Below are 25,840 nucleotides of genomic sequence, written 5' to 3' on the forward strand. Positions count from 1 at the left end.
TGGCGCTGCATCACCGCGTCGCCGTTCTGCTGGGTCACCAGCACGATCGCCGGGGCGTCGCCCAGGCGATAGAGTTCGTGGGCCTCCAGGTTCTGGTCGACCAGCAGGAAGTTGTCGACACGGGCCGAGGCCGTGGCGGCGGTCGGCGCGGCCGACGTCAGCGCGTTCGGCGCGCGGTCGTTGGCGGCGCAGCCGGCGATCATCGCGACGCTGCCCAGCAGCATGGCCATGGAGGTGGTCTTCATCGCGGTCTCATCCCTCGAACTGACCGCGTCTGAAGGCGCGGCTCTTCCAGCGAATGACTCTGAGGGATCGAACGGCGTTCGAAAAGTATCTTCGCCGTAATGCGGCGTCAGGTCTCGCCGGGCGAGTGATCGATCAGATAGGCCGCGCCGGCGAACAGCTTCTCCGCGACTTCGTCGGGGAGCTTTCCATCCGGCTGGGAGGACAGGATCGCGGCGATCCCGCGGCCCAGGGCCCAGATGGCCAGAGCGGCCGTCTCCTTGTGCGGCTCAGGGATCCGCACGTCCGCCTCGACGGCGGCCTGATAGGCCAGGAAGGTGGCGTGCTCAGCCTGACGCAGGGGCTCGTGGCGCGCCATCAGCCGCTCGCTGAACATCAGCGAGAACAACGCCGGCCGGGTCTCGGCGCAGTTGAAGAAGGCCCGGTGGCCGCCGCGCATGGGCGAGCCGAACGCCGGGTCGGCCTGGAACTGCAGGATGTCGCGGCGCAGGCCGTCGAAGCCTTCCACCGCCAGGTTCAGCAGCAGGTCCTCCTTGCTGGCGAAGTAGTGGTAGATCGAGGCCAGCCCGATGCCCGCCGTCTCGGCGATGGCGCGTAGGCTAAGGTCGTCGGCGCCCTGGGTGGCCAGGATGTGCGCCGCCGCGGCCAGGGCCTTGGCCTTGATGCCGCCGACCTCCAGCGACGCCGGCCGGGCGTTTCCTGTCATTCGCAATTCCCCCGCGCGGAATCTTCCGCCCCGCGCGAACGCCATACTGGCCTTTCGAGAGGCGTTCGAACAGCACCCGTGACGCTGTCGCGCGGCGGCATTGTCGAACAGCGTTCGAAGGCGCCCCATCGAACCTGAGCCATCGCGCCGGCCACAAGGCGCGGGGTCAACATAGGGAGCTCCAGGATGTCGTCGCGCACCCTGTCCGTCGCCGCGAGCGTCGTGGCGCTCGCGGCCTTCGCAACATGGGCCGCGCCTGCCCTCGCCCAGACCGACCCAGCCGCCATCGCCAAGGGCTACAAGGCGCCGCGCGACGCCTGGGGCCATCCGGACCTCACCGGCACCTGGTCGCCGGCCACCATCACCCGGCTGGAACGCGATCCGAAGCTGGGCGAGCGTCTGGTGCTCACCGCCGCCGAGGCCAAGGCCCTGGAAAGCGACATCGCCGATGGCAACGCCGAGGCCGCCAAGCCCACCGACCAGAAGCTCACGGTCGACCAGGTCGACTGCGGCGTGAAGGGCTTCTCCGGCGTCGGCTGCGGCTACAACAACTTCTGGGTCGATCCGGGCACCAAGGTGATGCGCATCGCCGGCGAGCCGCGCTCGTCGATCATCGTCTCGCCCAAGAACGGCCGCCTGCCGATCACCCCCGAAGCCCAGGCCCGCGAGCGCGCCGCCTTCGGCAACGCCCAGGTGGGCAACTTCGATGGCCCCGAGCGCCGTCCGCTGGGCGAGCGCTGCCTGGTGGGCTTCGGCTCGACCTCCGGCCCGCCCATGCTGCCAGTGCTCTACAACAACCACTACGGCATCGTGCAGTCCAAGGACCAGGTCGCCATCCAGGTGGAGATGGTCCACGACGTGCGCCTGCTGCGGCTCGGCGGCGTCCACGAACCGGCCGGCGTGCGCAAGTGGATGGGCGATTCCGTCGCCCACTGGGAGGGCGAGACGCTCGTGGTCGACACCGCCAACTTCCGCCCCGACCAGACCTTCCGCGGCGCCAGCTCAGACATGCGGGTGACTGAGCGCTTCACCCGTATCTCGCCGACCCAGATCCTCTATCAGTTCACGGTGGCGGACCCCTCGACCTTCGCTCAGCCGGTCACCGGCGAGGAGGGCTGGACCCTCACCAAGGACCAGATCTACGAATACGCCTGCCATGAGGGCAACTACGCCCTGCCCGGCATCCTGGCCGGCGCCCGCACCGCCGAGAAGCAGGGCAAGGAGATGGACGGCGCCCGCGGCCAGGTGAAGGAAGAAGGCGAGAAATAGCGTTGGTAGGCCGGGTGAGGTTCGAACTCACGACCATTCGATTAAAAGTCGAATGCTCTACCACTGAGCTACCGGCCCACGACGCGGGGACTTGCGGCCCAGGCGAAGCGGCGCGGACCTTAGGCGCCGCGCTTTCGTGACGCAAGAGCGCCGCTTACGTGTCGCAACCGTACGGCTTCGCCCAGAACTCGCCAGGATCGCCGCTAAGGTGACGGCCGATGCGAACCGCAGCCGCCCTCTTCGTGAGCGCCGGAACCCTCGCCATGGGCGTGGGGCTGGCCGGCTGTGTCACCGATCCCCACAACGGCTCGCCCAAGGTGCAGACCACCGCCGAGGCCGACCGCGACGGGGTGACCGGCGTGGCGGAGTCGCCGCTGCGCGACCTGAACGTCCTGCGCACCAAGATCCCACCGGTGCTGCTGCAGGCCATGTCCGACCCCTACGACCGCCCGGGCTCGGGCAGTTGCGCCGAGCTGCTGGAGCGGCTGAAGCCGCTCAACGAGGCCCTGGGCGACGACATCGACCAGGCGGCCAAGGAGGATGGCATGGTCAAGAAGAGCAAGACCACCGCGCTGACCCTGGCCTCCGGGGCGGCCAGCGACATGATCCCGTTCCGCAGCTGGCTGCGCAAACTCTCCGGCGCCGAGCAGCACGACAAGTTCGTCACCGCCGCGATCACCGCCGGCGACGTGCGGCGCGCCTATTTGAAGGGATTGGGCGAGTCCGAGGGCTGCGCGCCGCCGGCGACGCCTTCGCATGTCCTGGCCGGAGCGCCGGTCATCGATCAGGCGATGAAGCCGAAGTACGCGATCCGGCTGGACCGCTAGGGTTTCGGGTCGGCCCGCAGCTCGCGCTGGAAGAGCCCGAGCGCCCGCATCCGCGCGCTCAGCGCACGGGCCTGGGCGAGGTCGGGGGCGATCAGCTGGCGCACCTGCGGCGTGTCGCGGCCGGCGCGGTAGTCGGCGATGAAGGCAAGGTTGCCATCCCCGGTACGCACCGCGAACAGCGCCATCGCTCCCTGGTGCAGGATCAGGAGCGCCGCGGCCGCGACCGCCAGGCCGTCCGCCGTCCTCGGCCGCCGGACCGCGAGGCGGCTAAGCCAGGGCAGCGCCAGGACCCAAAGCCCGGCCTGCAGCGGGACCATGAAGACGGCGTAGCGCATCGGCGTCAGCTCCGGCGCGATCAGCCCGCTGCGCCCCGCTCCGGCCATCAGCGCGGTCATCAGCGAAAAGACGATGGCCGGCCCGGCGGCCCTTTGCGGCCAGTCGGCTCCGCGCCGGCCTCCGGCGACCAGGGCCGCCAGGGAGACGATCAGCACGGCCAGGCCCATCAGCCAGCCCAGCCCCGGCGCGGCGCGCATCCAGGGCAGGCCCAGATAGTTCAGGATCAGCAGGACCGCATCGCCCAGTCCGGCGCCCGGCGAACCGCCTCCCGGGCCCACCGGCGCTCTGTCGCCCACAATATAGACCAAGCTGAACAACCCCCCCGCGGCCAGCACCATGGCGGCCCAGCGCCAGTCCCGACGCCGCCAGGCGCCGAACAGCAGCGCCGGCCAGACCGCCAGCCCCGCCGCGCTGCCCAGGCCCGACAGGACGGCGCAGGCGAGCGCGCCGCCGCGCCGGAGGACCGTGACCCTCGGCCCCTCCGCCAGCAGGATCGCCGCCACGGCGAAGGCCAGTGCGTGGACATAGGTGCCGGTGATGTTGTCGGTGGCGTCCAGGACGTGGCAGCCCATCAGCCCGATGGCCCCCGCCACGCCGCCGCCCAGCAGCCGCAGCCCGCGTCCCGCCCCCGCCGCGCCCCAGGCGGCCAGCATGGCGCCGGTCGCCGCCAGTGAGGCCACGCCCACGGCCAGGAACAGGTAGCCCTGGCCGCCGAACGCCCGGATGTCGAGCGCCAGCACCGCGAGGGTGATGACCAGGTGGTGGAAGTTGTGCGGCGCCCAGAGGAAGGCCCAGAGGTCGTGGTCAGCCTGCCAGCGGAACCAGCGGTCCATCCAGGCGAACATGTCCGAATAGGGCTCAAGGACAGAGGTGCGCCAGCTCAGCCAGGCGTCGCTCGCCAGATAGGCCGCCAGGGCCAGGGCGAAGGCCGTGCGCGCCGGCGTCGACAGCCGGGGCGGCGGTCCGCTCACCGCTCAGCCTGCCGCGCCGCGACCGCCTGGCGGAAGGCCGCCAGCCGCCCCTCGGCGATGGCGGCGCGCAGGCCCGTCATCAGCCCCTGGAAGAAGGCCAGGTTGTGCCAGGACAACAGCACCTGGCCCAGGATCTCCTCCGACTTCACCAGGTGGTGCAGATAGGCCTTGGAATAGTCGCGACTGGCCGGGCAGTCGCTGGCCGGATCGAGCGGCGCGTCGTCGTCGGTGAAGCGGGCGTTCTTCAGATTGACCGCGCCGGCCCAGGTCCAGGCCTGGCCGTGGCGGCCCGAGCGGGTCGGCAGCACGCAGTCGAACATGTCGACGCCGCGCCAGACGGCTTCCACGATGTCCATGGGCTTGCCGACGCCCATCAGGTAGCGCGGCCGATCCTGCGGCAGCATGTCGGGGGCGTAGTCCAGCACCTCGACCATGCCTTCATGCCCCTCGCCCACCGCCAGGCCGCCGATCGCGTAGCCGTCGAAGCCGGTCTCGATCAGCCGCTCGGCGGATTCCTGGCGCAGCGTGGGCGACATCCCGCCCTGCTGGATGCCGAACAGGGCCTGCGTCTCGCGCGCGCCAAACGCCGCCTTCGACCGTTCGCCCCAGCGCGCGGAGCGGCGCATGGCGTCCGCGGCGCGCTCGTCGCTCGCCGGCAGGGCCACCAGCTCGTCCAGCTGCATGCAGATGTCCGAGCCCAGGAGGTCGGCCTGGATCTCGATGGACCGCTCGGGGCTCAGCACATGGCGCGAGCCGTCGATGTGGCTCTGGAAGGTCACCGCCTCCTCGGTGACCTTGGAGATCTTCGACAGCGACATGACCTGGAAGCCGCCGCTATCGGTGAGGATCGGCTTCTCCCAGCGCATGAAGCGGTGCAGGCCGCCCAGCCGCGCCACCCGCTCGGCGCTCGGCCGCAGCATCAGGTGATAGGTGTTGCCGAGCAGGATGTCGGCGCCGGTCTGCGCCACCTGGTCGACGGTCAGCGCCTTCACCGTGCCGGCGGTGCCCACCGGCATGAAGGCCGGCGTGCGGATCGCCCCGCGCGGCGTCTTCAGCACCCCGGTCCGCGCGCGGCCATCGCGGGCGGCGATCTCGAACGGAAAGGCCGCCATCAGGCCGCCCTCCAGAGCAGGCTGGCGTCGCCGTAGGAATAGAAGCGGTAGCCCTCAGCGATCGCGTGGGCGTAGGCGGCGCGCATGGTGTCCAGGCCCGCGAAGGCCGACACCAGCATGAACAGCGTCGACTTCGGCAGGTGGAAATTGGTCATCAGCCCGTCGGCCGCCCGGAAGCGGTAGCCGGGGGTGATGAAGATCGCCGTCTCGTCCATGAACGGCCGGATCACGCCGTCCTCGCCGGTCGCCGATTCCAGCAGGCGGAGCGAGGTGGTGCCGACGCAGACAATGCGCCCGCCGGCGGCGCGCGCTGCATTCAGCCGCTCGGCGGTCCCGGCGTCGACCTCGCCCCATTCGGGATGCATGCGGTGCTCGGACACATCCTCGGTCTTCACCGGCAGGAAGGTGCCGGCCCCCACGTGCAGGGTGACGAAGGCCGTCTCGACGCCGGCCGCGGCCAGGGCCGCGAACAGCTCGGGCGTGAAATGCAGGCCGGCAGTGGGCGCGGCCACCGAGCCGTCCTCATCGGCGTAAACGGTCTGGTAATCGCGGCGGTCCTGTTCGTCCTCGGCGCGCTTGGCGGCGATGTAGGGTGGCAGCGGCATCTCGCCCCGCTCGGCGATGGCGGCGTCGAGGTCGGGGCCGGAGAGGTCGAAGGCGAGCGTCACCTCGCCGCCGTCGCCCTTGGCGGTGATCGTGGCGTCCAGCGCCCCCAGGAAGCAGGCGCGGTCGGCGGCCTCGCCGAAGACGACCCGGTCGCCCTCCGCCAGCCGCTTGCCGGGGCGCATGAAGGCGGTCCAGCTGGCGGGCGACAGTCGCCGGTGCAGGGTCGCCTCAACGGCCACGCGGCTCTCGCCCCGATGGCGCACGCCCTTCAGCCGGGCCGGGATCACCCGGGTGTCGTTGAGCACCAGGATGTCGCCTCGCCGCAGCCGGCCTGGCAGGTCGCGCACGGCCAGGTCGGCCAGGCCCTCGCCCGGCGTCACCACCAGGAGACGCGCGGCGTCCCGGGGCGTCGCGGGCCGGAGCGCGATCAGGCTGTCCGGCAGGTCGAAATCGAAATCGCTGAGCTGCATAGGTCGGGGCTGAAGCGCACGCCATCAGCGGCGCGTCAAGCGGAGCGCCCGTCCAGCGCCTCACGCGCCTCGGCGAGCCGCGCTTCCAGCCCCTCGCGCTCGGCGGCCTGGCGCTCAGCCAGCGTCTGGGCCTTGCGCTCCAGCGCCGCCCGCTCGGCCTCGAGCGCCGCCTTCGCGCGGTCCTCCGCGGCGTCCAGGGCCGCGAGCTTCGCCTCCAGCTCGGCGACCTTGCGCCGCTCAGCCGCGCTGGGTCCGGCCGGCGCCTTGGCCTTGACGCGCTTCAGCTTGGCGAGCGCGCCGCGGCTGTCCGCCGGCCGCCGCAGCACCTCGCCCGGGCTCGCCAGCGCGGCCTTGGTCAGGGCCGGATCGTCGGTCTCCCGCGCCCGGCCTTCCTTGAAGACGTCCTGCCGCACGCCCCAGGCCGTCAGCGCCTTGGCGCGCGAACTTGCGGCCACGACATAGTCCGTCAGCCCATCGGTGGTGACGAAGACCTTCAGCCGGGCCGCCATCGCCAGGCCCGCGCCCCTAGGCGTCCGCGGCGACCTTCATGGAGACGATCTGGCCAGGCGCGCGCGGCGGCTCGCCCTTGGGCAGGGCGTCGATGTGCTCCATGCCGTCGGTGACCTCGCCCCAGACGGTGTACTGGCCGTCCAGGAAGCGGGCGTCGTCGAAGCAGATGAAGAACTGGCTGTTGGCCGAATTCGGATTGGCTGAGCGCGCCATGGAGCAGACGCCGCGCACGTGCGGCTCCTTGGAGAACTCCGCCGGCAGGTTGGGCTTCTTGGAGCCGCCCATGCCGGTGCCGGTGGGATCGCCGCCCTGGGCCATGAAGCCTGGGATCACCCGGTGGAACACGACGCCGTCGTAGAACCCCTCGCGGGCCAGCGCCTTGATCTGGGCCACGTGCTGCGGCGCGAGGTCGGGGCGCAGCTTGATGGTCACCACGCCCGTGGAGAGCTGCAGCAGCAGGGTGTTTTCCGCCGCCTCGTCCTTCGGCGCGGCCTTGGTCTCCGTCACGGCCTCAGCCGCGACCGCGGCGTCCTTCGCCGGCTTGCTCTTGGCGGGGGCCTTGGCCTTGGGGGTCGCCTTGCTTTTCGGAGCCATCATTTCACCTCAACAGGAAGTTCGACGTCGCAGGCCGTGAAGTCGGCGCCCTTGGCCGCGCGGACACGGGCGATCTCGGCCTTGAACCAGGGTCCCTTCGGATCGATCACCCGGATCTTCGGGCGGTCCTTCTCGGGCAAATCGGCGAGCACGCGGACGTGTTCCATATAGTCCTGCGGCTGCTCCACAGGCTCGCCAACCTTGATGGCGCGCACCACGTCGAGGCCGGAGATCACCCGGCCCCAGGCGGTGTATTTCTTCTCCAGCGACGGATAGGGCCAGCGCATCAGGAAGAACTGGCTGTTGCCGCTGTTGGGGTTCTCGTCGCGGGCCATGCCCATGACGCCCTGGCAGTAGAGGCTCCAGCCGGTGACCTTCTGGTCCTTGGTCATGGCCGAGAGCGCCATGGACTGGCTCTCGATCGGCAGGGACTTCACGAAGCCCACCTCGGCCACGGTCTGGTCGGCGGCCATGGCGAAGGGCATGTCGGCGCCGCGGCGGAAGGTGAACTCCGCCGGGATGTCCGGCTTGGACGAGCCGCCCTGGCCGCTGTTCTGCGGGTCGCCGGTCTGGTCCATGAACTTGTCGATCACCCGGAAGAACTTCAGGCCGTCGTAGAAGTTCTCATGCGCCAGGGCGCGGATCTGGACCACGTGCTGCGGCGCGACCTCGGGGATCATCTCGACGACGATGCGGCCCTTGTTGGTGTCGATCACCAGGACGTCGTTGGGATCGGGCGTGCGCCAGTCGCCGGCGCCCGGCGTGGCCGGACCGGCGGGCGTGGCCGGAGCCGCCGCCGGAGGGGCTTCCTTCTTGGGCGCGGCGACGGCGGTGGCGGCCACGGCCGCGGCGCAGGCGGCGAGCAGGAGGGTTCGTTTCATGCGGTCATCCGTAATGGGCTTGGGGGCGCGACGCCAGCGTCGGCTAAGAGGTCGGCGCCGGGCCTTCATCGCCGAACTGTTCGCCTAGATTTTGGCCACGCGGGCCATCAGCCGGTCCTTGACGCCGGGGCTGACGAACTTCGAGACGTCGCCGCCCAGGACGGCGATCTCCTTCACCAGCCGCGAGGCGATCGCCAGGTGGCGCGGGTCGGCCATTAGGAAGACGGTCTCGATGTTGCGGTCGAGCTGCTGGTTCATGGCGGTGATCGCGAACTCGAATTCGAAGTCCGCCATGGCCCGCAGGCCCCGCACCATGATCCCGGCGCCGATCTCGCTGGCAAAGTGGGTGGTCAGGCCCTCGTAGGGCTGCACGACGATTTCAGTGGAGGCCCGGAAGGGCTGCACGGCGTCCTCGACCATCGCCACCCGCTCGTCGAGATGGAACATCGGGGTCTTCCCCGTGTCGATCGCCACGCCCAAGACCAGCTTGTCCACCAGCTTCACGGCCCGGCCGATGATGTCGGTGTGGCCGTTGTGGATGGGATCGAAGGTGCCCGGATAGAGCCCGACGCGGGTCATGCGGCTTGGTCCCCCAACAACCTGAACTTCGCCTTTCGCCGCCGGATCGGCTTCTGGCAAGGGGAAACTTGAGCCGTCAGCCTTCGGAGGGCTCCGGCCCGTCGCCGTCTTCGCCCGGCGCGTCGACGCCCAGGTCGTCCTCCGGCCCGTCCTCGCCGGCGTCGGCCAGCCGCTCGACGGAGACGACGTGCTCGTTCTGCGCGGTGCGGAAGATGGTGACGCCCGAGGTGTTGCGGCCGACCATGCGCACTTGGCTGACCGGGGTGCGGATCAGCTGGCCCTGATCGGTGACCAGCAGGATCTGGTCGCCGTCCTCCACCGGGAAGGACGCGGCGAGCCGGCCGCCCTTCTTGGTCAGGTCCTGGGCCAGCAGCCCCTGCCCGCCCCGGCCCGTGCGGCGGAACTCATAGGCCGAGGTGCGTTTGCCGAAGCCTTCGGTGGAGACGGTCAGGATGACTTCCTCGGCCGCGCCCAGCGCCGCGAAGCGATCCAGCGGCAGGGCCTCGTCGCCGACCTCTTCCTCGTCGTCCGGCGTTCCGACGTCCTCGGGCTCTTCGCCCTCGCCGGCGATGGCGCGCCGGTTGGCGTTGGACTGCTTCACATAGGCCGCCCGTTCCGCCGGCGTCGCGTCCACCGAGCGCAGGATGGCCATGGAGATCACCGCATCGCCCTCGGCCAGGCGGATGCCGCGCACGCCGGTGGAATCGCGGCCCGCGAAGACGCGGACCTCGTCGGTGGCGAAGCGGATGCAGCGGCCGAGCGCCGTGGTCAGCAGGATGTCGTTGACGCCGGCGTTGCAGACGCCGACGCCGACGATCTGGTCGCCGTCGTCGAGCTTCATGGCGATCTTGCCGTTGCGGCGGACGTCCACGAAATCCGACAGCTTGTTGCGCCGCACCCCGCCGGAGCGGGTGGCGAACATCACGTCGTACTGGTCCCAGGTCGTCTCGTCCTCGGGCAGGGGGAGGATCGAGGTGATGCTCTCGCCGGGTTCGATGGGCAGGATGTTGACCCAGGCCTTGCCGCGCGAGGTGGGCGTGCCGACCGGCAGACGCCAGACCTTCAGCTTGTAGGCCTTGCCGCCGGAGGAGAAGAACAGCACCGGCGTATGGGTGTTGGCCGAGAACACCCGGGTCACCGCATCCTCGTCCTTGGTGGACATGCCCGAGCGGCCTTTGCCGCCGCGGTGCTGGGTGCGGTAGATCGACAGCGGCGTGCGCTTCACATAGCCGCCGTGGGTCACGGTGATGACCATGTCATCGCGGGCGATCAGGTCCTCGTCCTCGACGTCGGCGTCACCCTCGACGATCTCGGTGCGGCGCGGCACCGCATAGGCGGCGCGGACCTCGACCAGCTCCTCGCGGACGATGGCCATGATGGCCTCTCGCGACGCCAACAGCGCCAGGTAGCCGGCGATGGCGTCGGCCAGGGTCTGGGCCTCGCCGAAGATCTCGTCGCGGCCGAGGCCGGTCAGGCGCGACAGGGTCAGCGCCAGGATCGCGCGAGCCTGCTCGTCGGAGAGCCGGATCTTGTCGCCGTCGATCACCAGGGTGCGCGGGTCGGCGATCAGCTCGACCAGCGGCAGCATGTCGCCCGCCGGCCAGTCCTTGGCGATCAGCCGCTCGCGCGCCTCCGCCGGGTCCTTGGACGAGCGGATGATGTGGATGAACTCGTCGATGTTGGCGACCGCAATGGCCAGGCCCACCAGGACGTGGCCGCGGTCGCGGGACTTCGACAGTTCGAACTTGGTGCGCCGGACCACTACCTCTTCGCGGAAATCCACGAAGGCGGTGACCATCTCGCGCAGGCCCATCTGCTCGGGCCGGCCGCGGTTCAGGGCCAGCATGTTGACCCCGAAGGAGCTCTGCAGCGGCGTGAAGCGGTAAAGCTGGTTCAGGATCACGTCGGCCGGGGCGTCGCGCTTCATCTCGATGACGATGCGCATGCCCTGGCGGTCGCTCTCGTCGCGCAGGTCGGCGATGCCCTCGACCCGCTTTTCGCGCACCAGTTCGGCGATGCGCTCCACCAGCCCGGCCTTGTTGAGCTGGTAGGGGATCGAGTGGATGACGATCGCCTCGCGTTCCTTGCGGATCTCCTCGATGGTCGCCACGCCGCGCATGATCACCGAGCCGCGGCCGGTCATCAGCGCCGTGCGCGCCGCCGTACGGCCGATGATCTGGCCACCGGTGGGGAAGTCCGGTCCGGGCACGATATCGAGCAGGGTCTCGAGGCTGACCTCGGGATCGTCGATGTAGGCCAGGCAGGCGTCGACGATCTCGCCCAGATTGTGCGGCGGGATGTTGGTGGCCATGCCGACGGCGATGCCGCCGGCGCCGTTGACCAGCAGATTGGGGATGCGGCTGGGCAGCACCACCGGCTCGTGCTCGGAGCCGTCGTAATTGTCCTTGAAGTCGACCGTGTCCTTGTCGAGGTCGGCCAGGATCGACATCGCCGCCTTGGTCAGGCGGCACTCGGTGTAGCGCATGGCCGCCGGCGGATCGTTGTCCACCGAGCCGAAGTTGCCCTGCCCGTCGATCAGCAGAAGGCCCATGGAGAACGGCTGCGCCATCCGCACCAGGGTGTCGTAGATCGCGAGGTCGCCGTGCGGGTGGTATTTACCCATGACGTCGCCGACCACGCGGGCGGACTTGACGTAGGACCGGTCGGGCGTGTGCCCCTGCTCGTTCATCGAGAACAGGATCCGCCGGTGCACGGGCTTCAGCCCGTCGCGCACGTCCGGCAGCGCCCGGCTCACGATCACGCTCATGGCGTAGTCGAGGTAGGAGCGCTTCAGCTCGTCTTCGATCGCGATAGGGGCGATGCCCCCAGGCCGGTCGGCCGGCGGGGTGGTGTTTTCGTCGGTCAAGGGAGGGATTTAGCCGTTCAGAATCGGACTGCTTATGTGGGGTGCATGGTTAGCACCCTGAAGGCCCCAAAGCCAACTTTCGTGCGCGCACGCGCGTACGCATGCGCGAGCGCGTGCGCCAGAGCTTCTCAGAAGCGCCGCACCGGGATGACAGGCGTCCGCGCGACAGGCGGTGACGCCGCCGCCGCGGCGTCCTAGAAGCGGCCCGCGAGAAAGGACCGCTCCGACACCATGTCGCTCCACATCGGCGATCCCGCCCCCTGGTTCACGGCCCCGACGCCGTCCAATCCGCAGTTCGTCTTCGACACGGTGGCCGGGCGCTACGTCCTGATGCTGTTCCTGCCGCGCGACGACGCGCCGGCCTCCGCCGAGGCCCTGCAGGCGCTGAGCGGCCTTCGCGCCCGGCTGGATGACGAGACGCTGAGCGCCTTCGTGGTGGTGCGCGATCCGGCCATGGCCGCGACCGCCCAGGACATGCGCGGCCTGCGCTGGTTCCTGGACCTCGACGGGGCGGTGAGCCGGCTCTACGGCGCGCTGGCCGCCGACGGGACCGAGGCGCCGGGCTGGGTGCTGCTCGACCCTTCGCTGAGGATGCTGGGGACGGTGCGGATCGCCAACGCCGCCATGGTCGTCGACGCCGTCGCCCGCCTTGGGCCGCCCGGCGGCCACGCCGGCGCGCCGCTGCACGCCCCGGTGCTGATCGCCCCGCGCATCTTCGAGCCGGAGCTCTGCGCCGAGCTCATCGCCCTGCACCAGGCCGACGGCGGCCGCTTCACCGGGGTGATGCGCGACGAAGGCGAACGGACCGTGGCGGTGATGGATGAGCAGAAGAAGCGCCGCGACGTGCTGGTCGAGGATCAGGCCCTGAAGGCCACCCTGCGCGACCGCCTGGAGCGGCGGCTCTTCCCGCTGATCGAGCGTGGCCTGGGATTCGCGGTGACCCGGATCGAGCGGTACGTGATCAGCTGCTACGACGCTGCCGATGGGGCGGTGTTCCACGCGCATCGGGACTCCACCACCTTCGGCACCGCGCACCGCCGGTTCGCCTGCTCGCTGAACCTGAACGCGGGCTATGCCGGCGGGGACCTGCGCTTCCCCGAGTTCGGACCCCGCACCTATCGGCCGCCGCCGGGCGGAGCGGCGGTGTTCTCCTGCGCCCTGCTGCACGAGGCCACCCGGGTGACTGGGGGCCGCCGCTACGCCTTCCTGCCGTTCTTCTACGACGAAGCCGCCGCCGAAGTCCTGGCGGCCTATGACCAGCGGATCGGCGCCCGGGCCCACACCGTGACGGAGCCGGCCGCCTGATGTCCCCCTCGCCCGTGTCCTGGAGCCCGTCCTTCGCGCCTGGCGATCCCGCGCCTTGGTTCACCGCGGCGACGCCCGCGACCCAGCTTTTCCACTTCAGCACCGTGGTCGGCCGCTACACCGTCCTGGGGTTCCTGCCGCCGCCCGGTCCGGCCCGGGAAGCGGCGCTCGCGGCCGTCCAGAGCCGTCGGGGCCTGTTCGACGACGACAAGGTCTTCGCCTTCTTCGTGATCCGCGACGCCGATTCCATCGCCCAGGCGCAAAATCAGCCCCCGGGCCTGCGATGGTTCTTCGACCCCGACGGCGCCATCAGCCGGCTCTACGGCGTCCTGGACGCGGACGGCGCGGAGCATCCTTTCTGGCTGCTGCTCGACCCCTCGCACCGCACCCTGGGCGCCTATCCGATCGGCGAGACCGACGCCCTGATGGCCGCGGTCGTCGCCCTGCCCGCCCTGGCCGACTACGCCGGCGCGGAGCTGGTCGCCCCGGTGCTGGTCCTGCCGCGGGTGATCGAGCCGGAGGTGTGCCGGCGGCTGATCGATCTCTACGACGCCCATGGCGGCGCGCCGTCGGGCGTCATGCGCGACATCGGCGGGCGCACGGTCGGCGTGCTCGACGACTTCAAGAAGCGCCGGGACATGACCATCGAGGACGCCGACCTGCGGCAAGGCCTGCTGCAGCGCATCAGCCGGCGGATCGCACCCGAGATCGCCAAGGTGTTCCAGTTCAAGGTGACACGCGTCGAGCGCTATATCGTGGCCTGCTACGACGCCGCGGAAGGGGGCTATTTCCGGCCGCACCGGGACAACGAGACCCTGGGCACCATGCACCGCAAGTTCGCCGTCTCGATCAACCTCAACGCCGAGGAGCACGAAGGCGGCGACCTGCGGTTTCCGGAGTTCGGTCCGCGCACCTACCGGCCGCCCACCGGCGGCGCTGTTATCTTCTCCTGCAGCCTGCAGCACGAAGCGACGCCGGTCACCCGCGGCCGCCGCTACGCCTTCCTGCCCTTCCTCTACGACGAGGCGGGCCAGGCCGTGCGCACCGCCAACTTCGCCCATCTGGAGAGGCTGGCCCAGGAGGCTTGACCTTCGCGGCCCCGGTCTAGAGGTTTGAGCCCAGGAGGTTCGGGCGCCGCGCCCGCAACTCCGCCGCAATCGCGTGATTTAGGTCCCCAGATGAACCGACCGTTCCCCCGGCTCGCCGCCCCCGTTCTCGCCCTGATTCCCCTGGCCGCCGCCTTGGCCCTGGCCGGTCCCGCCGCCGCGCAGAAGGCGATCAGCCCCGGCTATTGGGAAACCACCAACAAGGTGACCTCGCCCTTCCCGGTCTCCAAGACCGAGAAGCGCTGCATCAAGCCCAGCGACGTGGCCAAGTTCATGGAAGGCAAGATCAACCACATCTACACCTGCACCTACCCGACCAAGGAGGTGGGCGCGGGCAAGATCCATCTGCAGGGCACCTGCGCCACGCGCGACGGCCCGGCGATCCCGATCTCCGGCGAAGGCGCCTTCACCGCCGACACCATGCATATCGAGGCGCGCATCGTGCCGCAGATCGGCGGGCTGAACATGACGGTGCACGCCACCACCGACGCTAAGCGCCTGGGCGACACCTGCCCCGACACCCCGGCCGCCGCCGAGAAGTAGCCGCGGCCGCGTCGCGCCCGACCTAGAACGGGATCTCGTCGTCCAGGTCGGCGGAGAAGTCCTCGCGCGGGGCGGAGCTCTGCGCCCGCGGGCCGGGGGAGAAGCCGCCACCGCCGCCGTAGCCCCCGCTCTCACCCGACTCGGCATTGTCGCCGCGGCCATCCAGCATGGTGAGTTCACCGCGGAACTTCTGCAGCACGATCTCGGTGGAGAACCGTTCAGCGCCCGACTGGTCCTGGTATTTGCGCGTCTGCAGCGCGCCCTCGAGATAGATCTTCGCGCCCTTGCGCAGGTACTGTTCGCAGACCTTCACGATGTTCTCGTTGAAGACCACGACCCGGTGCCATTCGGTCTTTTCCTTCCGCTCGCCGGAAGCGCGGTCGCGCCAGGTCTCCGAGGTCGCCACCCGCAGGTTGGCGACCCGGTCGCCGGAGTTGAGCGAGCGGATTTCGGGGTCGGCCCCGAGGTTCCCCACCAGAATGACCTTGTTGACGCTGCCCGCCATGTTGATGTCCTGAGCTTCCGTGATTGCGGGCCCCATGCCCGCCGGCAAGCTAGCCGCGCGTTAAGGGATGGGCAAGACTTTTGTTCCCGTTCCGTTCACGGCCAAGGTCAACCGTCCACAGACTTCTCACGGTCGGCCGCGGGCGGGCCCTACTGCGCGGGCATGGCCCCCGGTATCGCCAGCCGGCCATCGCCCGTGCGCACCAGGGCGACATAGCGCGGACCTTCCAGGCTGGTTGAAGTCAGGACGCCTTCAGATTGAAGAAACAGGAAATTCGCCTGATAGGCGCCATAGAGATCCTGCTGCGATCCGCCCATGCGCAAGAACTTCAGCCGCATGGCCTCCAGGTTGGCGGCGCAGGTCTCCAAGTTCGGTGCATTGACCAGCTTGAAGTACTTCAGCTTGCCACCCTTCTGGGGCACCACATGGTAGCAGACCCCCGGATCGCCCGGCGGTTCGGTGCGCTGGGCGCAGGCGGAAAGCGCCGCGCCCAGGGCTGCGACGGCGGCGGCGGAGGCGAGGGTTCGGAAGGCGCGTTGCATGGCGGCGAGCCTACACAAGGCCCACGCGCTGCGCGAGCCTCAGCGCCGGCCCGCCGGCGCATCGGTTGCCTGCGCGGGGCCTTGGGGCCGGGACGGGCCACTAGGCGTCGGCGGCGTGGCGGGGGCGGGCGGCGCGGCTGGCGTCTCCGGGATTTCCGGTTGGTCGGCGCCAAGGTCCGGCGTCGCCGCCGGCGGGACCGCGGTCGCGCCCTGGTCAGCCGCCAGCCCGCCGTTCGGGTCGGCCCCGACGTCGACCGCGTCGGTGGCGACGCCGTTGCGCTTGGCGCAGTCGGCCAGGGGCAGCTCTCCGACGAACTGCCCGGCCACGAAGCAGCGCAGCGGCTTGGTGGTGTCGACGTGAGCGCCCTGGGCGCCGGAGGAATCGATCACCAGGCCCGCCTGGGACGCCGGCGGCGGCGCGCTGCGCTCACCGCGGTGGCGCGCCACCAGCAGCCAGGCGACCGCCAGGCCCGCGGCCAGCGCCACGGCCGCGCCGGCCAGCGCCAGGACGATCCTGTGGCGATTGAGGAAGTTCATGGCCCTCGCTAGCCCCGGGGGTCCGCCGTTTCAAGCGCGCGGCGGCGGCGGCTGGTCAGGCGAGGGTGCTGAGCGTCGTGCCGGTGGAGGTGCTGCCGCCGGTCAGGCGCGCCAGGCCCGCCTGCAGGTTGGCGATCTCGCTGGTGAGATAGGCTGGGACGGTCCCACCGGAGTTCGCTTGCGCCGCGGCCGTCGTCGCGCCTGGCGCTTTGGGCGTCTCGGCGGTGACCATGTCCTGATAGGCCTCGCGGACGATGCCCATGGCGGCGTCGATCCCCGCCTGAGCCTGGGTGATCTGCGAGGCGCTGCTCAGGTTGAGCGTGCCGGAGAGACCGAGGCCATAGATCTTGCTGCCGCCGTCCGCCGGCATGGTCACGCCATTGTTTGTGACGGTCTGGTTCAACATGCCCTCAGGCAGGCCGAGCATCGGCAGGGCGTTTTCGCCGTTCGGCCCCGGGCCCAGGGTGACGCTCGCCGAGGTGTAGGCCGGCGTGACCACCAGGGTCTGCTGGCCCGAGGCGTTCTTGGTCACGGTGGCCGTGGCCTGGTTGCCGCTGGCGCGCTGAATCTCCTGGCCGATCGTGGCCAAGGTGTCGGAGGCGCCGATGGTGATCGTGACCGGCGGTCCCGAACCGGCCGCAACGGTGAACTGGTCGCCCGCCCGCAGAGAGCTGATCGAGGTCAGCTCCTGGGACGCGGGCGTGCCCAGCGTGGTCGTGGGCAGGCCCAGCCGATCGAGGACGCTGGCGCCGGTCGAACTCGCGGCGATCACCGTGGGATCGGCCATGCCGTCCGCGCCGGTGAACTGGTTGGCCGACACGACCTGGCCGGTGGAGACGTTCACCTGGGCGATGTAGCCGTCGAGCGTGCCCTGCATGGTCTGGCCGCTCAGCGCCGCCGTCGTCGTGCCGCCGACCCACACCTGGCCGCCGGAGACCGACAGCGACGTCGCCGTAGTCTTCCCGGAGTCCCCGAGGTAGGCGATCGCGTCACTCGAACTGGGAGTCAGGCTGGCGGAGACCTGGGCCACGAACGCGTTGGAGACCCCCGCGGTGGGCGGCGAGGTCACCGTGCCGGCGGACAGCACCGAGTTGGTCGTCGTTCCGGCCACCACCACCTGGCTGCCGTTCAGCGCCAGGCCGGAGATCGTCCCGCCCTGCAGGCTGCCGAGATCGCGGGTGTTGGTCAAGACCGGCTTGCCGGAAGAGATGTCGTAGTTGCGCAGGACCGCGTCGCCGTTCTCGACGCTGGCGGTGATCAGCGAGTTGCCGGACACCACCATGCCCTTGACGGAGTCCTGCCCCGCGGTCCCGAACGTCTGGGTGAAGGTCGCCGATGGCGTGCCGGTGGCGGAGGTCTTGAAGGCCTCGATGTAGCCGTCCTGGCCGCCGACCGTCGCACCGCCGCCCGGCATGGCGCCCGTGGCCTGGCCGGCCACATAGACGGTGCTGCCATCGGCGCTGAAGCTCACCTGGCTTGCGGAGTCGTTGCCGGTGGAGCCGCGGCGTTCGGTCCAGACCTCGTTGCCGCTCGAATCGTACAGCGTCACGAAGCTGTCAGTGTCGCCGGCGTTCGGCCCCGTCGAGCCCGAGTTCAGCGCCCCGTTGACCGCCCCGGTCAGGCCCCCGGTGACCGACCCGACGACCGCGACCTGCCCCGTCGAGGAGACGGCCAGGCCGAGGCCCGTGGCGGTGGAGGATGCGCCCAGGGTGCGCGTGTAGACTAGGTTCCCGGCCGAATCGTACTTCATCAGGGCGACATCCTGCGTGCCCTGGATGGACTGCCCTTCGACCGTGTTGTTGACGTCCGCCAGCATGTAGACGGACCCGTCGGACCCGACCTGCTCGGCCTGCACGGAGGTGACGCTGGACGGCAGGTTCACCGCGTTGACGCGGCCCTGGACGTAGTTGGCCTGGCCTGAGACCGCCGGCGGCGCGTCAACGTTGGTGGTGTCGGTCTGGAACTTCAGCAGCTGCGTGCTGGTGTCGGGGGTGGTGGTGGTCGTGAACCCGCCGCTGCCGTTCGGCGTGACGGTCGGGGGCGGATCGGGATTGCCCTGCGTCTGCCCCACATAGACAGCGCCCGCCGTCTGCGGCGCGCTGAAGGACACCGTCTCGCTGGTGCCGACGTTCACCTGCAGTCCGAATTCGTCCGGCGTCGGCGGAAGTGTCACGGTGCTGCCGCCGACGGTGATGGTCTGGGAAGAGCCCGGCATCCGGTTGATGGCCAGGCGCGTCTGGACCCCGGCCGTCTGCAGCTGCTGATTAACGTAGGTGACCACATTGGCGAGGCTGCGGGGTTGAGACCCCATGCCCGACAGATCGATCGGGATGTTCTTGGTCTTGTTGTTCAAGGTGACGGCGATGTTGAACTGGACGTCCCCGTCCAGCGCCGGCACGTCCCCGGTGTCCGTGGTGGCAAGCGGCGCCGTCTGGTAGGTCGTCGGCGATCCGGGGCTCTTCAGCTTCGCGGTCGCGGTCGTCGTGTCGCCGCCGAAAGCCAGGCGCAGGTTGTTGAAATCGGTGCTGCTGACATAGCTCGACACCTGCGACAGGCCGCTGGCGAAGGCGTTCGAGAGCTGAGACTGCTGCTGCGGCGACAGGCTGGTCGAAGCCGCTTGCGTGGCGATGTCGCTCAGCGACGACAGCCCTTGGTAGAGGTTGAAGAGATTGTTGTAGTCGGATGATTCCGCAGGAGTTACGCCCTCCCCCGGCTCGACCGAGGACCCGCTCTGCGGGATAATGGGAAGGCCGGCGAGCGCGTTCTGGACGTTGGAGGTGGCCTGGGCTGGCGTCTCGCCGGTGTTCCACGGCGCGTTCGGCGCCACGAAGGACGGCGCGACCGTCGAATCCGAATCCGAGGTCGACCCCGAGGTGCTGGGGGACAGCAGGCTCGACAGGTTGATGCTGATAATGCCGTTGCTGTCCTTGTTCGTATTGAACAGGCCGAGCACGTAACTCTGGTTGACCGAGGAAACCATGGGACGCCTTGGCGGTGTGAGAGCCGCGGCTGCACCATGCCGCCGCAACCCCTGCCCGTTCGTTAAGAACCGGCCGGTCGCGTCTCGGAAAAAGCGTTAAATCGCTGCCGCCGCATTCGCTGACGCAGCACAGCAAAGGCCCGGACGCGACCGGCGTCCGGACCCTCACTACGCCCCAACGGAACGGCTTGGCATTACTTGAACAGCGACAGGATGATCTGCGGCGCCTGGTTAGCGATCGACAGCGCCTGGGTGCCGAGCTGTTGCTGCACCTGCAGGGCCTGCAACTTGGCGCTTTCCTTGGCCAGGTCGGCGTCCACCAAGTTGCCCACGCCGGCGGTGAGCTGGTCGGACAGCTGCTGCACGAAGGTGTTGTGGGCGGAGATTTCCTTGCTCTGCGAACCAAGGTTGCCCAGCGCCTCGTTGGTGCCGCTGATCGAGGAGTTCAGCTCCGACAGCACCGCCGTCGCCAAGGTCACGGTGGTGAGCGAGGCGGTCGACGGCACCGTGATGATGCCGCCGCCTAGCGAAAGGTTCTGGCTGGAAAGGGTGATGAACCCCGTGGCGTCGTCATTGGCGATGAACTTTATCTGGGGGATCGAGCCATCGAGCATGTTCGCGCCATCGAAGTTGGCGTTCGAGATCGTCTCGGTGATCTGTCGAAGCTGCGCCTTGAACGCCGAGTCGATGGCCGTGCGCGAGGCGGTGTCGATGGACGGGTCCATCGCGGCCACCACGTTGGCCTTCATCTGCGTCAAAAGGTCCGAGATCGTCTCGCCCGCGGTCTGGGCGACGTCGGCGATCGAAGTGGCCCGGTTCAGGCTCGACTGCACCGCGCTCAGGGATCCGATATCTGCTCGCTGCCCCTGAGCGATCGCCCATACCGCCGCGTTGTCCTTGGCGGAGTTGATCGACAGACCCGTGCTGATGATGTTCTGCACATCGTTCAGGTTCGTGGTCGTGTTGTTCAGGTTCTGAAGCGCGATCAGGGCGGCTTCGTTGGTGTTAACGCTTAACGCCATCGGCGGTCTCCTCGGGGCCGTCCGAGCCGCTTTCATGCGAGTCGCAGGGCCGTTTCACGAGGAAAGCTATGGAGTCGTGGTGAGCAGATGGTTAACGCGAACGCCGATTGCCGCCTTCGGTTAACCGAGGCGGTCTTGCGGATCGATCTGTCGCCCCATTTCAGACGGGGGCTGAACGTCAGGCTTTGGCGCGAACCACCGAGCCGGCTTCGTAGTCCAGCTGTTCTCGCAGCATCAGGACTTGTTCCCTGGGCAGCTGCTGGATGACCTGGCCGGTCACTCGGTTGATCGTCTTGTAGACGTAGGAGTTCGTCGCCTTGTCCTCTTCTATGACTAGTCGCATATCCACCGGATCCTGGTTCTGAGCCGCCTGGGCCGCCGCGGACCCGGTGTCGGGCTGAGGCGATTTGGCGGGCTTTTGACCGAAGGTGGGATCTGGGGTGGCTGCGAGGTTCGCAACCTTGCTGTCCATCTCTCCTGCCGAAGGCGCTTGGGACGCCTACGCTCCAATGAGGAAAAAAGCGGGCGGCGGGAGGATGAACCTCCCGCCGCCGCCGTCCGGCCTACTTGAAGAGGCCGAGGAGGATCGAAGACGACTGGTTGGCGATCGAGAGCGCCTGGATGCCCAGTTGCTGCTTGGTCTGCAGCGCCTGGAGGTTCGCGCTTTCCTTCGCCATGTCGGCGTCCACCAGGTTCCCAACGCCTGCGTCGATAGTGTTCTGCAGGTTCTGGATGAACGTCAGGTGGGACGCGAGAGCCTTATCGCCCGTGCCCAGCTTACCCAGGGCGCTCGAAACGTTCGCGATCGCGCTGTTCAGCGTCGTGATCATCGAGGCGGCCGCGCTGGTCGTGTTGATCGAAGACGTGGCGGTCAGACCGCTCGTCAGGATCGAGCCGCCCAGCGACAGGTTTTCAGCCGCGACCGTGATCACCGAGCTGGCGTCCGCGTTGGCCAGGGCCTGGATCTGCGCGCCGCCGGAGACGAGCAGGTTGGCCCCGTTGAACACCGCGTTCGAGGTCGTCTTCGTGATCTGGTCACGCAGCGATTCGAATTCGTCGTTCAGGGCGGACCGGCTGGTGGTGTCCAGCGTGACGTCCGCCGCCGACAGAGCCAGCGCCTTCATCTGGGTGAGCAGGTCCGACACGGAGGTACCGGCCGACAGCGCCACGTCGACGGTCGATTGACCGCGTTGCAGCGAAGAGATGACCGAGTTCAGCGAAGACGAGGTGGCGCGTTGGTTCTGAGCGATAGCCCAGACCGCCGCGTTGTCCGACGCCGAAGAGATCGCCAGGCCGGTGCTGACCTCGTTCTGGGTCTGTTGCAGTTGGCCCGAGGTGTCGCTCAGGTTTTGGAGCGCGACCATCGCGCCCACGTTGGTGTTGATCGAGAAGGTCATCGGTAGTTCCTTTTCTCAGGTCTTCGGCCGCCATTTTGGCAACCGTGAGCATTTTGCTCGGCCCTCAAGGCAGCAAGCATCGGGCCACTTCGCCCTCGCCTTGGATCCGTATAAGAATTTGAAATTATTGCGTTATAGGCTCATTAAGCACGTTTCGCCCCGGCAATTTCTGCCGAGCGCTGACGGCGGCCGGCAAAACCTGCCGGCCTTGCCCGGCAGAAACCGCCGAGCCCGACTGCGAGGCCGGGTGAAACCGCCACTCGCCGCGCGCTTACGGCCTTACGTCGAGCTTCGCTGTTCAACCCGGGCGACAAATGGGTCTCTCGGCGGGACGAACCGAACCTCCGGAGCCCAACCTCGATGCGCACCGCCCCCATCGCCCTCGCCGCGGCCTTGTTCGCCGCGGCTGGCCCATCGGCCGCTCGGACGGACGTCTCCGCCCTGCTCCTCAAAAAGACCCAAGCCTTCTCGGACGCCGGGCAGAAGGGCGAAGGCGCCGAGATGGGCGCCCTGCTCGACGACAAGGTGGTCTTCTTCAACGAGGGCGGAGACCGGGCGACGAAGTCCGACATGGCCTCCAGCACGCCCGGGCCGCCGGAAACGGGTGTCAGCACCAGGATGACCGTGACGGACTGGCATTGCGAAGTGCACGGGAACGTCGCCGTCGCGAGCTTCGTCGACGACCAGCAGCAGGACTTCCACGGCCAGCCGTTCCACGCCCGTTACCGCTCCGTCGAGACCTGGCTGAAGGAAGGCGCGGCGTGGCGGATGATCGCGAGCTCGACCATCGCCCTCTTCGACGATCCCGCTGCGGTGACCCTGCCCGCCGCCATTCTGGATGAATATGTCGGGACCTATCAGGCGGCGCCGGAGGTCCAGCTCACCTTCACGCGCCAAGGCGCCGATCTGCTCGCGTCGACGGGCGCCGGGCCGTCAGCGGTTCAGAAGGCCGAGGTGAAGGACGTCTTCTTCTCGCCCGGCCGATCGCGCTCCATCAAGGTGTTCGAGCGGGATACGGTCGGCAAGGTGGTCGGTTTCTATCTGCGGCGGGAAGGGCACGACATCCACTTCCGGCGGGTCTGAGATCAGCCCGGACAGCCCCGCTCTCTACTAGCGAGCCGGTCAGGCCGCGCTGGCGGCCGCAGGCGCCGGCATCAGCCCCTGCATGATCATCCGGTTGATCTCGATGAGCGGCTCGATCTGCTCTTGGCGGCGGATCACCTTGCTGGTGTGACGCCCGACCCAGATGGCGAGCGAGATGATCGAGGCGCGCAACGGCTTCGGCAGACCGTTGCCGGGGCTGGCGCAGTCATCGCTGAGCGCCGCCCAGACGCGCCGGTTCCAGTCCAGGGCGTCGATCCTGGCCGCCACGTCCTTCGGGTCGGCCTTCGCCGCCTCCATCAGCGCCAGGGTGACCTGGGCAAACAGGCGGTACTCGGCCTCGCGCGGACTCTCAGCCCTCGCCGCCGCCTGTCTGTACGCTTGAAGGGACATGCCCCAGTCTCTCCTCTTCGTATTCCATCAACTTCCGGCAGCGCATCAGAGCCTTGTAGTATTCCCGCTGCATGCAGTTTTTCGAGATCTCAACGCATTCGCTGAGGATATCGGTATTGCTGATCACATTCATAAATTCGGTAAGGCGCCGAACGAATTCATCGTAATAATCTTTCGCTCCAGCCTCATCGAGGTACATCATCATCACCGGGAAGTAGATGCGCCGAGCCGGCGTCGTCACGTCTTCCTGTTGCATGATGTCCTTCTCGCGAAGGACCGAGGCTTTATTTTGCAGGACAAGGACGCCACGGCGATCCCCATTCTGCACAACGGCGCCATTGAGAACGAACTTCTCTCCGGGCTTCAGCGACAATTTCAGCGGCAAAGCCCGCCTCCTCAAATCCTGGTGCGCAACGAACCGACGTTACGATTCGATGGGCCCATTGTCGCCTTCTGACGGGCCGCGCGCACAAGAGAGTTAGCGGGCGGCGGGTTAACGTCACATTGCTCGCCGGACAGTTCGCGGCGCAGCTGACCGCCTTTCGGGATTCAGCCGGCGCCTTAAGCTCCCGTTAGCCATGTTGGACGAGGAGTCTGGGGTCCGCCGGAGACTCTCGAATCCATGCCGCGTCAGGCCCCGCCCAGCGCCACCTCCGCCCATGCGCTGCAGACCGCCGCGCCGCCCGCGCCGCGCAAGTTCGTCGCCGACGCCCTGGGCGTGGCCGGCTCCAACAGCGCGCTCGCCAAGCTGAACAGCGCCGTCGCCGAGCTCAAGGCGATGTCGTCCGCGCCCATGCTGCAGCGGGCGCTGGACTGCATCCGCGCCGCCGATGCGATCGGCGGCCGCGACTGGGCGCTGAAGGCGCTGGAGCAGGACGAACGCAGCGGCCTGGGCTGGTACCTGCTGGGCATCGCCCTGGAGCGCTGCGGCGATTTTGCGAACTCCATCCGCGCCTACGAATCCGCCCTGAAGCTGCTGCCCGACCACGCCGAGGTCGCCAACGACATCGGCCGCCTGGCTTTCCGCATGGGCATGACGGCGCAGGCCGAGTCCTTCTTCCGCCTGTTCCTGGCGCGTTATCCCGACCATCCCGAAGGCGCGAACAACCTGGCCTGCGCCATCCGCGACCAGGGCCGCCACGCCGAGGCGATCGGTGTGCTGCGCCCGGCGATCGGCAAGTCGCCGGAGTTCGCCATGCTCTGGAACACCCTGGGCACCGTCGTTTCCGAACAGGGCGATTTCGCCAGCGCGCTGACCTTCGTCGACGAGGCGGTGCGTCTCGACCCGGCTTTCGCCAAGGCCCGCTACAACCGCGGCAACGCCAAGCTGATGCTGGGCGACACCGCCGGCGCGCTCGTGGATTGCGAGGACGCCCTGAGCGTCGTGCTGCCGGAGGACGAGCGGCAGATGATGCGCCTGTCGCACTCGACCATACTCCTCGACCTCGGCCGGATCGGCGAGGGTTGGGACGAATACGAGGCGCGGCTGCACCCGCAGTTCAGCGACCGCGTCGCCTTTTCCGTCAACCTGCCGCGCTGGAGCCCGGGCGAACCTCTGGCCGGCAAGCGCCTCCTGGTGATGGGCGAACAGGGCCTGGGCGATGAGGTGCTGTTCGGCAACCTGCTGTCGGACGTGACTGAGGCGCTGGGCCCCGAGGGCAAGCTGGTGCTGGCTGTCGAGAAGCGTCTGGTCCCGCTGTTCCAGCGGTCTCTCCCGGACGCCGAGGTGAGCGCGCACGCGACCTACATCGCCGGAACGCGCTTCGTGCGCGTCGCCCCGGCGCTCGAGACGTCAGGCGCCGAACTTTGGACGCCGATCGCCAGCCTGCTCCGGGAATTCCGTCGCTCGATCGACGCCTTCCCGGACCGCAAAAGCTTCCTCAGCGCCGATACGGCGCGCGTGGCCCATTGGCGCGAACAGCTGCAGGCCGCGCCGGAAGGGGTGAAGGTCGGCCTCCTCTGGAAGAGCGCGGTCAGCAAGGATTCCCGCCACCGCTTCTTCTCGCCCTTCTCCGACTGGGCCCCTGTCCTGGCGCAGAAGGGCGTGACCTTCGTCAACCTGCAGTACGGCGACTGCGCCGAGGAGCTGGCGGCGGCCAAGCGCGACTTCGGCGTCGAGATCTGGTCGCCGCCGGGTATCGACCTGAAGCTGGACCTCGACGACGTCGCGGCCCTGTCGAGCGCGCTGGACCTAGTCATCGGCTTCTCCAACGCCACCCTGAACATCGCCGCGGCCTGCGGCACGCCGAACTTCCTGATCTCCACGCCCGGCGCCTGGCCGCGGATGGGCCAGACGAAGCGCTATCCCTGGTATCCGGCCTCGGAGGTCTTCCTGCCGCCGGGCCTCGGGCAATGGGGCGCGGTGATGGACGAGGTCGCCGGCGCGCTCGGCGCCTTCGTCGCGGAACGCTGAGGCCGCGACGGGGTTGATCCTGACGC

Annotated in this window: 25 protein-coding genes, 1 tRNA gene and 1 pseudogene; 7 read left to right on the plus strand and 20 right to left on the minus strand. The window is 68.9% G+C overall.

From position 1 onward, the window contains the following. Positions 1–245: pseudogene (locus E8A49_RS20495) on the minus strand (hypothetical protein); the annotation flags it as partial. A gap of 107 nt (positions 246–352) precedes the next feature. Continuing rightward, a complete protein-coding gene (locus E8A49_RS20500; RefSeq protein WP_293386003.1) occupies positions 353–949 on the minus strand; it encodes a TetR/AcrR family transcriptional regulator in 597 nt (198 codons plus the stop codon). Between the two features lie 186 nt (positions 950–1,135). On the opposite strand from E8A49_RS20500, the gene E8A49_RS20505 reads away from it, so the two are divergent. Continuing rightward, positions 1,136–2,218, plus strand: coding sequence for a hypothetical protein (locus E8A49_RS20505; protein ID WP_293386005.1), 1,083 nt, complete (start codon positions 1,136–1,138; stop codon positions 2,216–2,218). A 3-nt stretch (positions 2,219–2,221) separates the two neighbouring features. On the opposite strand, the gene E8A49_RS20510 is transcribed toward E8A49_RS20505, so the two are convergent. Continuing rightward, positions 2,222–2,296: transfer RNA gene (locus tag E8A49_RS20510), tRNA-Lys, on the minus strand. A gap of 140 nt (positions 2,297–2,436) precedes the next feature. On the opposite strand from E8A49_RS20510, the gene E8A49_RS20515 reads away from it, so the two are divergent. Further along, complete coding sequence (locus tag E8A49_RS20515) at positions 2,437–3,045, plus strand: hypothetical protein (protein WP_293386006.1); 609 nt, start codon at positions 2,437–2,439, stop codon at positions 3,043–3,045. On the opposite strand, the gene E8A49_RS20520 is transcribed toward E8A49_RS20515, so the two are convergent. The 8 genes from E8A49_RS20520 to gyrA form a co-directional block, all read right to left on the minus strand. Further along, positions 3,042–4,352 (minus strand): hypothetical protein, encoded by a 1,311-nt coding sequence (locus E8A49_RS20520; protein ID WP_293386007.1) that lies wholly within the window; start codon positions 4,350–4,352, stop codon positions 3,042–3,044. The genes E8A49_RS20515 and E8A49_RS20520 overlap by 4 nt on opposite strands. After that, complete coding sequence (gene tgt / locus E8A49_RS20525; protein WP_293386008.1) at positions 4,349–5,464, minus strand: tRNA guanosine(34) transglycosylase Tgt; 1,116 nt, start codon at positions 5,462–5,464, stop codon at positions 4,349–4,351. The genes E8A49_RS20520 and tgt overlap by 4 nt, the downstream gene beginning before the upstream one ends. Next, entirely contained in the window at positions 5,464–6,540 is a 1,077-nt protein-coding gene (gene queA, locus E8A49_RS20530) for a tRNA preQ1(34) S-adenosylmethionine ribosyltransferase-isomerase QueA (RefSeq protein ID WP_293386010.1), read from the minus strand. Before queA ends, tgt begins: the two co-directional genes overlap by 1 nt. A 35-nt stretch (positions 6,541–6,575) precedes the next feature. After that, positions 6,576–7,049 carry a hypothetical protein gene (locus E8A49_RS20535; RefSeq protein WP_293386012.1) on the minus strand — a complete coding sequence of 158 codons (474 nt, stop codon included), beginning with the start codon at positions 7,047–7,049 and terminating at the stop codon, positions 6,576–6,578. A 16-nt stretch (positions 7,050–7,065) separates the two neighbouring features. Then, on the minus strand, positions 7,066–7,557 hold the full coding sequence (locus E8A49_RS20540; RefSeq protein ID WP_293386298.1) for a peptidylprolyl isomerase: 492 nt from the start codon (positions 7,555–7,557) through the stop codon (positions 7,066–7,068). An 86-nt stretch (positions 7,558–7,643) separates the two neighbouring features. After that, positions 7,644–8,525, minus strand: a complete 882-nt coding sequence (locus tag E8A49_RS20545) for a peptidylprolyl isomerase (RefSeq protein ID WP_293386014.1) — start codon at positions 8,523–8,525, stop codon at positions 7,644–7,646. 84 nt (positions 8,526–8,609) lie between these two features. Beyond that, positions 8,610–9,104: a pantetheine-phosphate adenylyltransferase gene (gene coaD, locus E8A49_RS20550; RefSeq protein ID WP_293386016.1), complete on the minus strand. Its 495-nt coding sequence runs from the start codon at positions 9,102–9,104 to the stop codon at positions 8,610–8,612. Between the two features lie 76 nt (positions 9,105–9,180). Further along, the gene (gene gyrA / locus E8A49_RS20555; RefSeq protein WP_293386018.1) at positions 9,181–11,970 is read right to left on the minus strand and encodes a DNA gyrase subunit A; all 2,790 of its coding nucleotides are present in this window, start codon (positions 11,968–11,970) and stop codon (positions 9,181–9,183) included. A 231-nt stretch (positions 11,971–12,201) separates the two neighbouring features. Between gyrA and E8A49_RS20560 the strand changes: the two genes are divergently transcribed. The 3 genes from E8A49_RS20560 (at position 12,202) to E8A49_RS20570 (ending at position 14,924) form a co-directional block, all read left to right on the plus strand. Continuing rightward, positions 12,202–13,275, plus strand: a complete 1,074-nt coding sequence (locus tag E8A49_RS20560) for a 2OG-Fe(II) oxygenase (RefSeq protein WP_293386020.1) — start codon at positions 12,202–12,204, stop codon at positions 13,273–13,275. Then, on the plus strand, positions 13,275–14,363 hold the full coding sequence (locus E8A49_RS20565) for a 2OG-Fe(II) oxygenase (RefSeq protein ID WP_293386022.1): 1,089 nt from the start codon (positions 13,275–13,277) through the stop codon (positions 14,361–14,363). The genes E8A49_RS20560 and E8A49_RS20565 overlap by 1 nt, the downstream gene beginning before the upstream one ends. A gap of 90 nt (positions 14,364–14,453) precedes the next feature. After that, on the plus strand, positions 14,454–14,924 hold the full coding sequence (locus E8A49_RS20570) for a DUF3617 family protein (RefSeq protein WP_293386024.1): 471 nt from the start codon (positions 14,454–14,456) through the stop codon (positions 14,922–14,924). 22 nt (positions 14,925–14,946) lie between these two features. Here E8A49_RS20570 and ssb read toward each other — a convergent pair whose 3' ends face one another. From ssb to E8A49_RS20605, 7 genes are all read right to left on the minus strand, one after another. Beyond that, positions 14,947–15,429 (minus strand): single-stranded DNA-binding protein, encoded by a 483-nt coding sequence (gene ssb, locus E8A49_RS20575; RefSeq protein WP_293386026.1) that lies wholly within the window; start codon positions 15,427–15,429, stop codon positions 14,947–14,949. A 149-nt stretch (positions 15,430–15,578) separates the two neighbouring features. After that, positions 15,579–15,971, minus strand: coding sequence for a hypothetical protein (locus E8A49_RS20580; RefSeq protein ID WP_293386028.1), 393 nt, complete (start codon positions 15,969–15,971; stop codon positions 15,579–15,581). A 39-nt stretch (positions 15,972–16,010) separates the two neighbouring features. After that, positions 16,011–16,508 carry a hypothetical protein gene (locus E8A49_RS20585; protein ID WP_293386030.1) on the minus strand — a complete coding sequence of 166 codons (498 nt, stop codon included), beginning with the start codon at positions 16,506–16,508 and terminating at the stop codon, positions 16,011–16,013. 55 nt (positions 16,509–16,563) lie between these two features. Beyond that, entirely contained in the window at positions 16,564–19,488 is a 2,925-nt protein-coding gene (locus E8A49_RS20590) for a hypothetical protein (protein ID WP_293386032.1), read from the minus strand. A 194-nt stretch (positions 19,489–19,682) separates the two neighbouring features. Beyond that, positions 19,683–20,510, minus strand: a complete 828-nt coding sequence (locus E8A49_RS20595; RefSeq protein WP_293386300.1) for a flagellin — start codon at positions 20,508–20,510, stop codon at positions 19,683–19,685. A gap of 178 nt (positions 20,511–20,688) precedes the next feature. Next, the gene (locus E8A49_RS20600) at positions 20,689–20,982 is read right to left on the minus strand and encodes a flagellar protein FlaG (protein ID WP_293386034.1); all 294 of its coding nucleotides are present in this window, start codon (positions 20,980–20,982) and stop codon (positions 20,689–20,691) included. A gap of 91 nt (positions 20,983–21,073) precedes the next feature. Next, positions 21,074–21,907, minus strand: a complete 834-nt coding sequence (locus E8A49_RS20605) for a flagellin (protein ID WP_293386036.1) — start codon at positions 21,905–21,907, stop codon at positions 21,074–21,076. A gap of 360 nt (positions 21,908–22,267) precedes the next feature. Between E8A49_RS20605 and E8A49_RS20610 the strand changes: the two genes are divergently transcribed. After that, a complete protein-coding gene (locus E8A49_RS20610) occupies positions 22,268–22,990 on the plus strand; it encodes a DUF4440 domain-containing protein (RefSeq protein ID WP_293386038.1) in 723 nt (240 codons plus the stop codon). Between the two features lie 39 nt (positions 22,991–23,029). Here the strand turns inward: E8A49_RS20610 and flaF are convergent, their stop codons facing one another. Beyond that, complete coding sequence (flaF, locus tag E8A49_RS20615; RefSeq protein ID WP_293386040.1) at positions 23,030–23,401, minus strand: flagellar biosynthesis regulator FlaF; 372 nt, start codon at positions 23,399–23,401, stop codon at positions 23,030–23,032. Beyond that, positions 23,361–23,786 (minus strand): flagellar biosynthesis repressor FlbT, encoded by a 426-nt coding sequence (flbT, locus tag E8A49_RS20620; RefSeq protein WP_293386042.1) that lies wholly within the window; start codon positions 23,784–23,786, stop codon positions 23,361–23,363. The genes flaF and flbT overlap by 41 nt, the downstream gene beginning before the upstream one ends. A gap of 237 nt (positions 23,787–24,023) precedes the next feature. Here flbT and E8A49_RS20625 point away from each other — a divergent pair, with 237 nt between their 5' ends. Next, positions 24,024–25,814 (plus strand): tetratricopeptide repeat protein, encoded by a 1,791-nt coding sequence (locus E8A49_RS20625; RefSeq protein ID WP_293386044.1) that lies wholly within the window; start codon positions 24,024–24,026, stop codon positions 25,812–25,814. The last annotated feature ends 26 nt before the right edge of the window (positions 25,815–25,840 follow it).

The organism is Phenylobacterium sp. (assembly GCF_004799515.1).
Taxonomy (GTDB): domain Bacteria; phylum Pseudomonadota; class Alphaproteobacteria; order Caulobacterales; family Caulobacteraceae; genus Phenylobacterium.

Coding starts and splice junctions, on each gene's coding strand:
- E8A49_RS20625 (WP_293386044.1), top strand. CDS start 24,024: ATGCCGCGTCAGGCCCCGCCCAGCGCCACCTCCGCCCATGCGCTGCAG.
- ssb (WP_293386026.1), bottom strand. CDS start 15,429: ATGGCGGGCAGCGTCAACAAGGTCATTCTGGTGGGGAACCTCGGGGCC.
- E8A49_RS20585 (WP_293386030.1), bottom strand. CDS start 16,508: ATGAACTTCCTCAATCGCCACAGGATCGTCCTGGCGCTGGCCGGCGCG.
- tgt (WP_293386008.1), bottom strand. CDS start 5,464: ATGGCGGCCTTTCCGTTCGAGATCGCCGCCCGCGATGGCCGCGCGCGG.
- E8A49_RS20560 (WP_293386020.1), top strand. CDS start 12,202: ATGTCGCTCCACATCGGCGATCCCGCCCCCTGGTTCACGGCCCCGACG.
- E8A49_RS20595 (WP_293386300.1), bottom strand. CDS start 20,510: ATGGCGTTAAGCGTTAACACCAACGAAGCCGCCCTGATCGCGCTTCAG.
- E8A49_RS20535 (WP_293386012.1), bottom strand. CDS start 7,049: ATGGCGGCCCGGCTGAAGGTCTTCGTCACCACCGATGGGCTGACGGAC.
- queA (WP_293386010.1), bottom strand. CDS start 6,540: ATGCAGCTCAGCGATTTCGATTTCGACCTGCCGGACAGCCTGATCGCG.
- E8A49_RS20545 (WP_293386014.1), bottom strand. CDS start 8,525: ATGAAACGAACCCTCCTGCTCGCCGCCTGCGCCGCGGCCGTGGCCGCC.
- E8A49_RS20565 (WP_293386022.1), top strand. CDS start 13,275: ATGTCCCCCTCGCCCGTGTCCTGGAGCCCGTCCTTCGCGCCTGGCGAT.
- E8A49_RS20570 (WP_293386024.1), top strand. CDS start 14,454: ATGAACCGACCGTTCCCCCGGCTCGCCGCCCCCGTTCTCGCCCTGATT.
- E8A49_RS20590 (WP_293386032.1), bottom strand. CDS start 19,488: ATGGTTTCCTCGGTCAACCAGAGTTACGTGCTCGGCCTGTTCAATACG.
- coaD (WP_293386016.1), bottom strand. CDS start 9,104: ATGACCCGCGTCGGGCTCTATCCGGGCACCTTCGATCCCATCCACAAC.
- E8A49_RS20500 (WP_293386003.1), bottom strand. CDS start 949: ATGACAGGAAACGCCCGGCCGGCGTCGCTGGAGGTCGGCGGCATCAAG.
- E8A49_RS20610 (WP_293386038.1), top strand. CDS start 22,268: ATGCGCACCGCCCCCATCGCCCTCGCCGCGGCCTTGTTCGCCGCGGCT.
- flaF (WP_293386040.1), bottom strand. CDS start 23,401: ATGTCCCTTCAAGCGTACAGACAGGCGGCGGCGAGGGCTGAGAGTCCG.
- E8A49_RS20515 (WP_293386006.1), top strand. CDS start 2,437: ATGCGAACCGCAGCCGCCCTCTTCGTGAGCGCCGGAACCCTCGCCATG.
- E8A49_RS20600 (WP_293386034.1), bottom strand. CDS start 20,982: ATGGACAGCAAGGTTGCGAACCTCGCAGCCACCCCAGATCCCACCTTC.
- E8A49_RS20605 (WP_293386036.1), bottom strand. CDS start 21,907: ATGACCTTCTCGATCAACACCAACGTGGGCGCGATGGTCGCGCTCCAA.
- E8A49_RS20580 (WP_293386028.1), bottom strand. CDS start 15,971: ATGCAACGCGCCTTCCGAACCCTCGCCTCCGCCGCCGCCGTCGCAGCC.
- E8A49_RS20505 (WP_293386005.1), top strand. CDS start 1,136: ATGTCGTCGCGCACCCTGTCCGTCGCCGCGAGCGTCGTGGCGCTCGCG.